General features: G+C 53.3%; 8 protein-coding genes and 1 other RNA gene. 2 read left to right on the forward strand and 7 right to left on the reverse strand.

Features of this window, described 5'->3' with window-relative positions:
- Positions 1 to 49 precede the first annotated feature (49 nt).
- The 6 genes from ACEQ15_RS13005 to hpaR form a co-directional block, all read right to left on the reverse strand.
- Positions 50 to 2,137: an EAL domain-containing protein gene (locus ACEQ15_RS13005; RefSeq protein ID WP_370279619.1), complete on the reverse strand. Its 2,088-nt coding sequence runs from the start codon at positions 2,135 to 2,137 to the stop codon at positions 50 to 52.
- 4 nt (positions 2,138 to 2,141) lie between these two features.
- Positions 2,142 to 2,756, reverse strand: coding sequence for a YfiR family protein (locus ACEQ15_RS13010; protein ID WP_370279620.1), 615 nt, complete (start codon positions 2,754 to 2,756; stop codon positions 2,142 to 2,144).
- The gene (locus tag ACEQ15_RS13015; protein ID WP_370279621.1) at positions 2,753 to 4,738 is read right to left on the reverse strand and encodes a TonB-dependent receptor plug domain-containing protein; all 1,986 of its coding nucleotides are present in this window, start codon (positions 4,736 to 4,738) and stop codon (positions 2,753 to 2,755) included. The genes ACEQ15_RS13010 and ACEQ15_RS13015 overlap by 4 nt, the downstream gene beginning before the upstream one ends.
- Before the next feature lie 450 nt (positions 4,739 to 5,188).
- A complete protein-coding gene (locus ACEQ15_RS13020) occupies positions 5,189 to 6,619 on the reverse strand; it encodes an aldehyde dehydrogenase family protein (RefSeq protein ID WP_370279622.1) in 1,431 nt (476 codons plus the stop codon).
- Between the two features lie 111 nt (positions 6,620 to 6,730).
- Positions 6,731 to 7,591 (reverse strand): 3,4-dihydroxyphenylacetate 2,3-dioxygenase, encoded by an 861-nt coding sequence (hpaD, locus tag ACEQ15_RS13025; RefSeq protein WP_370279623.1) that lies wholly within the window; start codon positions 7,589 to 7,591, stop codon positions 6,731 to 6,733.
- 331 nt (positions 7,592 to 7,922) lie between these two features.
- Positions 7,923 to 8,345, reverse strand: a complete 423-nt coding sequence (gene hpaR, locus ACEQ15_RS13030; protein WP_370279624.1) for a homoprotocatechuate degradation operon regulator HpaR — start codon at positions 8,343 to 8,345, stop codon at positions 7,923 to 7,925.
- A 198-nt stretch (positions 8,346 to 8,543) separates the two neighbouring features.
- On the opposite strand from hpaR, the gene ACEQ15_RS13035 reads away from it, so the two are divergent.
- Complete coding sequence (locus ACEQ15_RS13035) at positions 8,544 to 9,842, forward strand: DUF3422 family protein (RefSeq protein ID WP_370279625.1); 1,299 nt, start codon at positions 8,544 to 8,546, stop codon at positions 9,840 to 9,842.
- A gap of 162 nt (positions 9,843 to 10,004) precedes the next feature.
- Positions 10,005 to 10,101: signal recognition particle sRNA small type (gene ffs, locus ACEQ15_RS13040), an RNA gene on the forward strand.
- Between the two features lie 639 nt (positions 10,102 to 10,740).
- On the opposite strand, the gene acnA is transcribed toward ffs, so the two are convergent.
- Complete coding sequence (gene acnA, locus ACEQ15_RS13045; protein WP_370279626.1) at positions 10,741 to 13,458, reverse strand: aconitate hydratase AcnA; 2,718 nt, start codon at positions 13,456 to 13,458, stop codon at positions 10,741 to 10,743.
- Positions 13,459 to 13,497 lie beyond the last annotated feature (39 nt).

The following is a 13,497-nucleotide window of genomic DNA, read 5'->3' on the forward strand; positions in this document are numbered from 1 at the left end:
CCGTAGCGGTCCAGGACGGTTTGGCTATTTGTCGATGGGACGGTTGATTTTAGTATGAAGTCACCGATTGATTATGCTCGGATTCGGCCAGTAATTGCGCCAGCTCATCCAGAGGTACCGGACGGCTAAACAGGTAACCCTGTACCATGTCGCAGTTATGGCGGCGGACAAAATCGTGTTGCTCTTCGGTTTCGATCCCTTCGGCAACCACGCGCAGGTTGAGGTTGTGTGCCATATCGATGATGGTGCGGATGATCACCTCATCACCGCTGTCCTGACCGATGTCGTTGATGAAGGAACGGTCAATCTTCAGGGTATTGATCGGCAAGCTCTTCAGGCGGCTCAATGACGAATAACCGGTACCAAAATCGTCGATGGAAACTTCCACGCCCAGCGGGCGCAAGAGCTCCAGATCGTCATGCAGTTGCTCCACTTCAGCGGATAGCATGGTTTCGGTGATCTCCAGTTCCAAGCGATCTCCCGGGAAACCGGTCTCGGTGAGAATGGTACTGATGCGCTTATAGATATCTTTATGGATCACCTGAGTGGGTGACAGGTTTACCGATAGACCAATGGTGGGTTGCCCCTGTGCAAACAGGGATTGAATCTGCTGGCAGGCGTTTTTACATACCCAGTCGTCGATGGCACTCACCAGACCGCAGTCTTCCGCCAGCGGGATAAATTCCTCCGGCGAGATAAAGCCTTCCTCGTCGTCAAACCAGCGCACCAGAGCTTCCACGCCCAGCATCTTACCGTTGTGTGCGTGCCATTTAGGCTGGTAGTGGATGCTGAAACGACTATCGTTGATCGCCTGGCGCAGCTTGTTTTCCAGAACCAGGCGGCGCTCGGTGCTGGCGTTCATCTCCGGGCTAAAGAAGTTGAACTGGTTGCGACCGGCTTCTTTCGAGCTGTACATCGCGGTGTCGGCATTCTTCAGAATGCTGGAGGCATCTGCGCCGTTATCCGGAAAGATGCTGATACCGATACTGGTGGTTACCTGCAGGTTATAGCCTTCCACATGGATCGGTTGTTTGACGGCCTCAATCACTTTGGTGGCGACTTCGGCCGCGGCATTGGGGGAGCTGTCCGGGAGCAGCAGGGCGAATTCGTCTCCACCCAGACGTGCCAAGGTATCGCTTTGGCGCAGACAGTGGCTCAGCCGATCTGCCATCTCTACCAGCAGTTTGTCGCCCACCGCGTGACCGAGTGTGTCGTTGATGCTTTTGAAGCGATCCAGATCCAGAAACATCACCGCCAATTTCAGCTTCCGGCGACCGGCATAGTTGATTGCGGCCTGCAGGTTGGTGTCAAAGGTGGCACGGTTGGCAAGGCCTGTGAGGGTATCGTGGAACGCCTGATGCTCCAGCTGTTCGGTCAACTCCAGCAGCTCGGAGGTACGTTCGTTGACCTTCTCTTCCAGCTGGCTCTGGGCGTCACGTAACTCCTTCTCTGTTTGCTGTATCTGATCCAGCATCTGGTTGAAGTCGTCGGCCAGACTGCCAATCTCGTCATTGGAAAGCTTTGCGGCGCGCAGGTCGTAGTCCCGGGTATCGGTGATACGGCGGGCGGTGCGGGCGAGACTCAGGATAGGTCGGGTAACGATCTGCTGGGCAACGTTGGATAGGAATACGGCGACCAGCAATGAGAACAGGAACAGGCCAAACACAATGGTCATACGGTGCAGCTGTTGTTGCTGCCAGTTGCCCAGTTCCGAGAGAAGTACAATACAGCCGATCTGTTCGCCATCTAACTGCACTGGCAGTTTGACGTAGAGTGTACCTTTTAAGGACCCCTCGTAGGCCTCGGGGGGCGATAACGGTAGCTCAGTATTGTCACGCTGGTAGCTGGAGAAAGGATGTTGATTGCTGTCGAACAGCACGGCACCTACGATATCGTGGGTGTTTTCCAGGGTGTTTAGGGTCCGTTTGGCCGCGTCGGGGTCAGAGAAGGTCAGGGCGGCGACACTGTTTTGACCAATGATGCTGGCCTGTGCGCGCATACGATCATAGATGTCATCACGGGAGCTAATCCAGTCGCTGATCGCAAAACCCAGCGTCACCAACGACAGCACAGAGCAACTGACGATCATCAGTAGCAACATCAGCTTTTTGCGCAGTGATTGGCGGTTGATACTCATCTATTCAATGCTCAGTGTCGATAATGCGAGCCAGCTTCAAAAGCTCGGAGCTCATGGACAAGCCACGTTGTTTTACGTCGCTCAGGTTGACTTCAAAACCGATCGATTTGCCCTGGCGCACCAGGTTCATGGTTACACCCCGGAACACACGGGGGCTGTTATGCATCGTGGTCAGATCTGCGATCACCAGCGCGGGCTGCTGTGCCTGCTGTGCTGATTCGTCTTCAAAGCGCGCTAACTGGGATTGGGCGACCAATACAACATCACAGCGCGCAGTGTCATTCGCGTGCTCAATAGTCAGGCCCTCAACTTGTCGTTCCCGGACTCGCTTGCCATCAATGGAGCTAAATGCCCGCCGCAGGAAGTCCTTACGGTAGAAGCAGATGCGCAGGGTTTGAGGCCTTGTTATGTAAACCTCATCGGGCCAGGTCACAAATTTGGCGATATTAAATACGAATGCAGTTTTGATCAGGTTTCGCTTGTGACCATTGGATGCCGCATGGCTTGTGTCTGGCTGTACCGCGAACAGCAACACGGCAATCACCGCGAGCAAAATGCTGCGATTGATGCGTGTGTTTGGTCCCTTAACGCCGCCTTCCTGAGATAAGGTCAGCTTCATAAAACGTTGCTTTCCCACTTCAGGCGCAGCCAGATCTCCCGCTCGCTTCGCTCGTTGTTGAATTGGGAGCCGAAGTCCGCGGCCGGATCAAAGACCTTTTCATCAAACAGGTTGTCGATGCCGAAGTAATAACTGATCTCGGGTGTTATCTGGCCAAAACCAAACAGGTTGGCGATAAAAAAGGTTTTGGCTTTGTCTTCATCAAAGCTGTTGCTGTCGGGCCTCGCATCGTTATAGACGACGGAGAAGCCGACGGTATGATCCGGGCGGTAGTTGTAATCCAGTTTCAGGCTGCCGCTCCAGGACGCGAGATAAGGCAGCTCACCGTCTGCCGTATCTGACTGCAGGTACGCCAGACCGAGGCGTAGGTTTAGATCATCGGTAGGGCGAGCGTTAAACAGGGCATCTGCGCCACGTATTTTGTAGGTATCGTCGCTGTTGGCGAAGTATTCGTCAGCATCGTCCGGTGTAGGCACTTCGTGAATAAAGTCGTGCAGATGACTGCGGAACAGGGTGAAACTGAGGTTGGCTTCATCCCACTGGTAGAGATAACCCAGTTCCAGCAGGTGGATCTCCTCCGCGTCAACCTCGGGTGGCTGGAATGTAGTGCCTTCCAGGACTTTCAGATATTCACGGAAGGTGGGTGTGCGGATCGCGGTGCCGTATTGTGCTTTCCAGGTTTGGTGTGCGTCAGGGGTATGGACCAGGGCAGCACGGTAGTTGAAGTAACCGTCGAACTGGTCAAAGTAGTCGTACCGTCCACCCAGGGTCAGGTTCAGATCGGGATTGATCTCCCATACATCCTGCACAAACACTGCATAGTTGTTGTTTGTGATACCCGGGTCGTTTAACAGGTTACCCTTGACCGTGGGGCTGAGGAAACCGTCGCGGAAGTGGAAGAAACGCTCGAAATCGGTACGCTCGGCCTTTTCATGCTGCCAGCTCACACCGGCTGCGAATACATGATCCTGCCAACGTTTAAGCCCGGTCACCGAAGCGCCCGCCATGGTGGCGTTCTGGTACTCCTGATACCCCAATGTGCGGGTATTCTGCTCAACCTCGTATTCGCGGGCTTTATCATCCCGGTAGTACAGCGTGCTTTCCAGACGTCCTGTATCCAGCGAGCCGTGGTTGTATGAGGCGGATAATGTCAGGTTACGTTCCTGTACAAATGCATCCTGGGTCGGGGGAATAAACAGAAACGGTGTTTCGTTGCTGTTGTAACCCAGCGCCAGGGTCAGGCCCTCTATCGGCATCGCCTTGAGCTGAAGGTTGGTGTAATCCTCGTCCAGCGGTTGCAGTACATCGCCACCGATAAAGCTTTTACGCTCTTTGCGAAACGGTGCATCCTGATCAATATAACTGCCAAATGCCTGGAAGGTGGGTGAGTTGTAAAACAGGGTGCCTTTGCCGCGGTTGTTGTCGCCTGCTTCCAGCGTGGTTTCCCAGTTGGCCTGCTCGGCAAAGTCACGTGTAGTGATGGAGATAATGCCACCAAAGGCGTTGGCGCCATAAAGACTTGAGGCTGGTCCAAGAATCACCTCAACCTTCTCGATATATTCCAGGGGCAGATTGTCGCCCAGTGAGAAGTGGCCGTAATAGAGGTGCTGCATACGCACGCCATCGACCATCAGCACCATCTTGTCGTTGTAACGATCCAGGAGACCCCGGGACCAGACAGAGCGGTGACGCTTACGGTACTGGTTGAGCTGCAGGCCTGGCACAAAAGCCATCAGGTCTTCCAGGCGACGTACGCCAAAACGTTTAAAGTCTTTTCGACTGAACGTGTATAGAGTGCCCGGAGCTTTACTGGTTTGCGTAGGGACTAAGGACGCTGATTTAAATACATCCATTGCAACCAGCTCTTTGAGCGACATCGTGGAAAAGTCGTCGCTATCAGGCGCTGCTACTACCGGGTGGGAAATAGCCAGCAAAGCGCCAGCCATAACTACCGAACTGATCGGTGCCTTTTGATACTGCAACTGCTCACCTTTGGCATTTTTTATTATTTAAGTTGCCTGACGGTATTGGGTATTTCTTAGAAAAGTGAGGTAGCAGTCCGTTGCGAAATCTGACTTTTCTGTATGTGAATTTAAACAAGCCCGGTGCTAGTTAACAGGTCTTAATTACTTTGGGTTTTAGATCTGTTCGGGCTTATAACTACCGTAAAGTAGAGTGATTTGGGCGTAAAAATATAAATAACCGTCGTTCAGCATCATTATATCTTTTGCTAATTAAAACAAGAGCTGGTGGGCGTTTTTGGTGCTTCTTGCTGCGGAAAGGCAAATTTCAATGGCTTTCTGTATGTTTTTTAAACATGTTTGTCGGTTTTATAAGCAAGGACGTTTGGTGCGTCAGGCGGGGGAGTGGTTAAAACTCAAATGCATAACGGGACTGCAACCGGTTCGATCGCAGTCCCAGGCTTTAACTGATCAGGATGGATCGCGAATGACCATCAGACGGATCTCGGTCATATCTTCAATCGCATAGCGAATACCTTCACGGCCCAGACCGCTGTCCTTAACACCGCCGTATGGCATGTGATCCACACGCCAGGAAGGTACGTCACCGATCACCACACCACCGACCTCCAGTTCATCCCAGGCCTTCTGCGCTTTGTAGATATCGCGGGTGAAGATACCGGCCTGCAGGCCAAAGTCAGAGTTGTTCACCTCTTTCAGTGCATCATCAAAATCGGAAAAGCGGGAGAGGATGGCTACCGGGCCAAAAGCTTCCTGGGTGTTTATGTCCAGGTCGGTCGCCACGTTTTCCAGCAGAGTTGCCTGCAGCATCGCACCGTCGCGCTCGCCACCGCAGAGAAGGGTGGCGCCGTTGTCTACCGCGTTTACTACCCAGTTGTGCAGACGCGTGGCTTCTTTTTCGGAGATCATCGGGCCGATAAAGGTGTTTTCATCCTTTGGATCACCCATTGGCAGGGCTTTGACCGCCTCAGTTAGTTTGTCGCGCATTACGTCGTAGAGACTGTCGTGCACCATGATACGCTGCACGCTGATACAGCTCTGGCCGGATTGGTAATACGCGCCAAATACGATGCGAGCTGTCGCATCATCCAGATCAGTATCTTCGTCAACGATACAGGCCGCGTTGCCGCCCAGTTCCAGCACAACCGGTTTCTTACCCGCCTTGGCTTTCAGGTTCCAACCTACCTCCGGTGAGCCGGTAAAGCTGAGCAGTTTCAGGCGCTCGTCGGTGGTGAACAGGTCGGCACCGTCGCGGTGACATGGTAGGACGGAGAACGCACCGTCCGGCAGGTCGGTTTCCGCCAGCACCTCACCGATAATCAGTGCTCCGATGGGTGTCAGGCTTGCTGGCTTCAGGATAAACGGGCAGCCTGCCGCAATCGCCGGCGCTACTTTGTGCGCAGCCAGGTTCAGCGGGAAGTTGAATGGCGAGATAAAGGAGCACGGACCGATCGGCACCCGTTTCCACATACCGGTGTAACCTTCAGCACGAGCGGTGATATCCATCGGGATCACTTCACCGTTGATGCGTACCGCTTCTTCTGCGGCAATGCGGAAGGTATCGATCAGGCGGGTGACTTCACCGCGTGCATCCTTGATCGGTTTGCCCGCTTCGATACAGAGCGCTTCGGCCAGCTCTTCAAAGCGCTCTTCAAAGCGTTTCACACAGTGATTCAGGATCGCCTGACGTTTGTGTGCAGGCAGTTTACGCATCGGTTCGGCCGCCGCATCCGCTGCCGCGATCGCACGATCAATCGCCGCGGTATCGGCCATGGCGACACGGGTGGCGACGTCGCCACTGTATTTGTCATAGACCGCCAGGTCCTGATTGGGCGCTTCAGGTTTGTTGGCGATATAGTAGGGGTAAGTTGCGTTAAGCATCGCTGATCTCCGCTAAATTCTGTTCAGTCCGGTACCTGCATGTGCATCTCTTGCCCGGATAAAAAAGGGGGCCAAAGCCCCCGGGTCGCCTTTTGAACTCAAACTGTTCTCTTACAGAGAGAAGACCACGTTGGCCTGGCCGGTGCCGGAGCTTGGGAAGTATTCGCCGATCAGTTCACCTTTACCGTCATACTTATCCCAGCCGAGGGCACCAAACAGCATGGCGGTATCGTGCATGCCGCCTTCGCCGGAGCAGTACTGAGCGTATTCAGGCAGCATCTTCAGGAAGGTGGCGATCTCGCCTTTCTCCCATAGCTCCAGGACACGCAGATCCATCTGGCGGTTGAACTCACTGGAGATGGTGAAGGTGCCGTTGTTGGCGGCGTAGTCGTCGTTGGCCCAAATCTTGTGGGAGAGGGAGCCGGAGGCCAGCAGCATCACTTTGCTGTCGCTCTCTTTGATCGCTTCCATGATCGCTTCACCCAGTTTGCGGGAGGATTCCAGGCTGTGCACGGTGCACCAACCCGCAACAGAGACCACTTTCAGATCCGGCGCTTCACGCATAATAAAGCGCATTGGTACAACGGTGCCGTACTCCAGATCGAGGCTTTCAACCTGATGGGAGAGGGTGAACACCTCTTTCTCGGTGGCTTTCTCGGCGATGGCATCACCCAGAGCTGGGTTACCCGGGAAGTCGTACTCCAGGTTCTGAATAAAGTGCGGAAACTCGTGACTGGTATAGTTACCTTTGAAATGTTCATTGGCGTTGATGTGGTAGCCGGCATTGACCAGCCAGTGTGTATCCAGAACCACAACGGTGTCTGCGCCCGCCTCACGGCCGCGACGACCGATCTCCATCAGGCCGTCGATCGCCTGCTTACGGCAACCGCGCAGTGGCGCGTCCTCTGCAGACTCCGACAGAATCATCGTTGGTACGTGGGTAATTTTTGCTGCCAATACGATTTCGCCCATCTCTCTTTTCCCTCATCAGGTTTCTGTCCCACATCATCTATGATGGCTCAGTCCACGTTTCTCTGCCTGAATCCGATGCCGGTGGGATATAATATAATTAATATGTTAAATAAATTAATTAAGATGTTATCTAATGTCAAGGGGTCGAAAGCTAACTCTGTGTTGCTGATTTCGTAACTTTTAGCCTTTAGTCTAAGGGACTAGGTGCCGATAGGATTTCAGCGTGGTGTTGAAAATATGAAGGAATATGGGCCGGGATGCTTGATGTCGGGCAATGCCGACCCGACATCAAAGGGATGACTTGGCAGGAAGGGATTGAAAGGGGGGGGGGTTACGGTTTGAGCTTACACAGCTCACTCAGCAACTCGTTCAGCTGCTCAAGTTTTTCCTCGGAGATCTGTTCTGCCATTGCTTTGTAACGGGCTTCCAGGCGGGGGCTGACCTCGTCAAACATCTGCTTGGCTTCATCGGTCAGACTCAGCAACACTCGGCGCTGGTCTTCCGGTGATTTGCGACGTTGGATCAGACCCTGTTGCTCCAGGCGGTTGATGATACCGGTCAGGCTTGGGCTGAGGATGCAGCAGCGCTCTGCCAGCTGCTTGGATTCCAGCTCGGTGTATTCGTTGAGTGCACGGATTACGCGCCATTGCTGTTCGGTCAGGGAGATCTCCTGCAGGATAGGGCGGAAAAAACTCATGGTTGCTTCACGGGCCTTGAGCAGTTGCAGGGGAATAGAGTCTTCGAACTTGCGCATAGAGATCGGGTAATCCTTAATATGTTATCCGTTGTATTGTCCGGTGATGGCCCGGTTATTTCAAGTGGGGACTTTGGATAGCCTGGGCACGGTTAATGCTTCAGAAAATACTATTGGTAATGAATAAAGACAGAATTTTAGGATGGATCACTTAAAACGCATGATCTGTCAAATAGAGGAGGATAAGTACCTTAAGTGATGATGCAGACCCACACGTTGTATGAGCGGATTACCAACGAAGTTCACGCCCGACCGTTTCAGAAGGTCCAGGCGCCGCTCTATATGGTGCATCTGGCGATAATGTTGCCTGCTGATCAGATGGGAAAGGCCGTAGATTCTGCACTGGATATGGCCGCCCGACTGGGTATTGATGCGAGAACATCTGATTCCGGTTTCTTTTTTATCAGCTCCGACGAGATGGGGCTGAGGTTTGAACGACACAATGAGTTTTATAGCCTGACGTTGTACCACTTTGGTGCAGAAACAGAAGACGTATTGGCCGAACGCTGGTTGCCGTTGATCTCGGGTGATTTGCTGCCTGGTGAAATGCTGGTGGGGGCCGAGATTCTGTTCCGCCGCCGACGGGACGATCCGCTGGCCTGGTGCCGTAAGTATTTTGGCAAACGGGACTTTGCGGCCGAACAGTTTGGTGATCGCCAACTGGCTGCCTCGGATGTAATGAGTGGTGGTGCCACACTCTGGACTGATTTTGCTGTCAGGGAAGAGAGCGGGCTTGTTCGTGTCTTGGTTGAAGACCGTGCGTTGCAACCGTTCCAGGCCGGGCGATTGTTGCAACGAATCTGTGAGATTGAGACCTACCGCCACATGGCCCTGTTGGCATTGCCGGTTGCCCAGCGAGCGATGCCGTTGATCACCGATCTGGATAAGCAGCTGTCTGATATTACCCACCGTATGACTGGCGATCATCAGGAACAGCCGTCGGAAGTGTTGCAGGAGCTGATGACCTTGGCGGCTCGGGTGGAGGAGTTGTCCGCGGATACCGCCAACCGGTTTTCCGCCAGTGATGCCTACTTTGCGTTGCTGGATACCCGATTAAACGAGTTACGTCAGGAACGTATTGAAGGCCTGCAGACCATCACCCAGTTTATGGAACGACGTCTGGAGCCTGCGCGTCGCACCTGTCAGGCGGCTGGAAAGCGTATCGAACATCTGTCGAAACGTATCGCCCGGGTGAGTGAGCTGATCCGTTCACAGGTAGATCTGTCTATTGAAAAACAGAACCGTGATCTGCTCGAAGCGCTGAACGGTCGTGCCCGTCGCCAGCTGCGCCTGCAGGCGAAACTGGAGAGCTTCACGATCATCGTTGTGACTTATTACGCCTTTGACCTGATCGAACGAACCGTCCGCAATACGGTACCCGGAGACAGCTTACGTAACGATGTGTTGATGGGGCTGAGCTTTTCCGTACCACTGATTGCCGGTGTCCTTTGGCTTTATGTACGTCAATTGCTGAAGGGGTATGACGAGGAAGACTGAGGCCGACAGCTTAGAATAATGCCCAGATAGGCGCAGTAAATTATTTCGTGATCTGCTCATCAGAAACTCCTTGATAATCAAGATCATGTTGGTATACTGCGCGCCTATCTTGAGTTGTCCAACTCTGGATGAGGCTTTTTCTAAGCCGTGTTGTGGTGGCCCTGCTGGTCCTCCCGCAACGATAAACCGTGAATCTGGTCAGGCCCGGAAGGGAGCAGCCACAGCGGTGGATTCGTGTGCCGGGATGCGGCTGGTGGGGTCACCCCCAGTTTCCCCCAATGCATTATCTTTCAAAGACTTTCTTGCCGATCTTACGCTGCTGGCGCTAATTGCGACACAAAGTGAGACACATGGTCCGTTTAAGCGCATACCTCGAAACCTCCGACACCACGTTTGTTATTTCCGTATCCGTATCGTATCCGTGTGCCATTGGCTTCACAGTCAGCGATAGCTTGCACTCAACCCTGTCGTTCGTTGAAAGTTAAATGCTGACGTGAGGCTGTGCTTCGTGGTGCTGCGTTATTGAGTCAGGTTCTGTGATAACGATCTGTCTATGTTGTTTGAGCCTCGACAGTATCCATCTAATAACCGTATGAGAACTAGCGGTTAGATGCATGAAGTTGCTTACCCCCCCCAGTTCTATGTGCAGCCTTAAACTGGAGGCAGTTCGAGAAGGTTCCTCTCGCCTTTCTAAATGCATGTTTAAGTTGCCTTGCCCTGTTTCGGTGAGTATCCATTCAAATCGTTTAGTTGAATCATTGGAAAAAAGGGAGACCTGGTCCCAGAGCTATGCCTATCCACATAAAACTTGGATAAATTATTCAAAGATAAATTAACAGGAATAAAAAACCGCCGGGAAACGGCGGTTTTTTCGTTGTCTAGAAACGCAGAGTCGGTGTTATGTATTCGCGGCGATAATATCGCGCAATACCATCGGCAAGATGCCTTTGTGACGGATTTGATCCAGCTCTGATGAGGTATCAACACGCGAAGTCAACTCAATCTGCTGGGATGAGCCATCCGCTCTGTGAATGGTCAGCTCTACAGACCCCCTAGGCTCAAGGGTATCGATGCCATTCAGGTCGAAGGTTTCTGAACCATCCAGGTTGAGAGACGCGCGTGTAACACCTTCCGGCAATTGCAGCGGCAGTACACCCATACCTACCAGGTTGGATTTGTGAATACGCTCAAAGCTCTCCGCAATGATCGCTCGAACACCCAGCAGGGCAGGCCCTTTCGCTGCCCAGTCACGGGACGAGCCAGTACCGTACAGCTTGCCACCGAATACTACAGTGGACGTGCCTTCTTCACGGTAGCGCGCAGCAGCGTCGTAGATAGACATTTCCGTTGGCGCGCCTTCAGCCGGGTGATAGCTGGTTACTGCACCCGTGGTGCCAGGCAGCATCAGGTTTCTGGCTTTCACGTTGCCGAAAATACTGCGCAACATCACGTGGTGGTTACCACGACGCGCACCCAGCGAGGTCATGTCGCCGTCTGCCACACCCTGTGAGCTCAGGTATTCGCCTGGAGGAGAATCCGGGCGGATACGGCTTACCGGGGAGATATGGTCAGTCGTGGTGTTGTCATCACACATCACCAGCATGCGCGCACCAGCGATGTTGTTCAGTGCGTCTTTTGGCGTCTCCAGAGAGAAACCGTCGAAGAATGAGATCTCCTGGATGTAGGTGGAATCCGCATCCCAGTCGTATACAGGGCCGGTCGGAGATTCCAGGTTCTGCCAAGTTTCCGGGCCATCGAGAGCGTTTTCATAGGTTTCACGGAAGGCTTTCGGATCCATACACTCATTCATGGTCTGAGTGATTTCAGCGTTGCTTGGCCAGATATCCTTAAGGAATACATCGTTGCCGTTGGCATCCTGACCCAGTGGCTGAGTGGTCACATCAATGTTCACGTTGCCCGCCATCGCCATAGCAACGACCAGCGGTGGTGACATCAGGAAGTTGGCATCCACATCCGGGTGTACACGACCTTCAAAGTTACGGTTACCGGACAAAACAGACGCCGCGATAATGTCGTGGTTTTGCAACGCTTCTTCGATGCTTGGTGCCAGAGGGCCAGAGTTGCCCACACAAGTGGTACAGCCGTAACCCGCGGTATTGAAGCCCAGTGCGTCGAGATGTTGTTGCAGTCCTGCCTTGGTCAAGAAGTCGGTGGCAACCGGTGACCCTGGGGCCAGAGAGGTTTTGACGCCATCCGGTACCTTCATACCCAGCTCATTGGCTTTCTTAGCCAGCAAGCCCGCCGCAATCAGCAAGCCAGGGTTGGATGTATTGGTGCAGGCGGTGATCGCAGCAATTACGATATCGCCGTCTTTTAGTTCCCTTTCAGGCAGAGGCGCGAAAATACCCGCTTCGTCTGCTTTCATTGGGGTAACAGTAGCAACTTCAGGATTACGATCACCTTCAGCTGCTGCTTTTCTGAATACGTTGCCGATCTCAGCCAAAGGTAGTCGGTCCTGAGGTCGTTTCGGACCCGCCACAGAAGGTTCTACAGTGGACAGATCCAGCTGCAGAAGGTCTGTGTAGCGAGGAAGCGCCTGACCAGGCGTCCAAGCCATATTCTGTGCTTTGTAATAAGCGAGTGGCAGATCGCCGTCCCTTCCGGTTGCTCTCATGTACTCGGCAGAGACTTCATCAAACGGGAAGAAGCCCATGGTTGCGCCATATTCAGGCGACATATTTGCAATGGTCGCACGGTCTGGCAGGGATAGGTTGGCACAGCCCTCACCGACGTATTCAACAAACTTACCAACTACGCCACCCGGATAGTTACGCAACATTTCGGTGATTGTCAGTACCAGGTCCGTCGCGGTAACACCTTCTCGTAGTGCACCGGTCAGCTCAACGCCGACAACTTCTGGTGCCAGCATTTGCATTGGCTGACCCAGCATGGAGGCACCGGCTTCGATGCCGCCAACACCCCAGCCCACAATACCCAGCGCGTTTGCCATTGGCGTATGGCTGTCCATACCAATGAGGGTATCCGGAATCATCAGGCCATTCATATTGAGATAGCCCTGTGCCAGATATTCCAGGTTAACCTGGTGAACGATACCGGTCTGAGGTGGGATAATCCGGATGGTTTCGAATGCCTGCGCGCCCCATTTCAGAAATGCATAGCGCTCTTTGTTCCTTTCGGCTTCCAGTTCGCCATTGATTCGGAGAGAAGCTGGGCTGCCGGTATTGTCCATCGTAACCGTGTGGTCGATCACCAGGTCTGCGCGTACCAGCGGCTCGATGATCGCTGGGTCCAGGTCCATACGCTGAACCGCAGAACGCATAGCTGCAAAGTCCACAATTGCTGGTGTACCACTCAGGTCGTGCATAATGACACGGCCAGCGGTAAAAGGAATTTCGACCGGCTGTTTGCCCTGATGCTCTGTCCAGCCGCCAAGCGCCTGAACCTGCTCAGCAGTTACGCCATTTTGGCCAACATTTCGGGCGATACCTTCAAGAATAGGGCGAAGAGAGAAAGGTAACTCATCAAGCTTGATGCCAAACAGCTCAGCAGTATCAGGAAGGCTGTGGTAGCTGTGTGCTGTTCCGGGGAGTGTTCTAACAGAACTGGATGGATCGAAATCGATAGGACTTGTCATCTTCTATACCTTACGCAGAGAGGGCGTTTCTGAACCTAT

The organism is Pontibacterium sp. (genome assembly GCF_964228735.1).
Lineage (GTDB): Bacteria > Pseudomonadota > Gammaproteobacteria > Pseudomonadales > Balneatricaceae > Pontibacterium.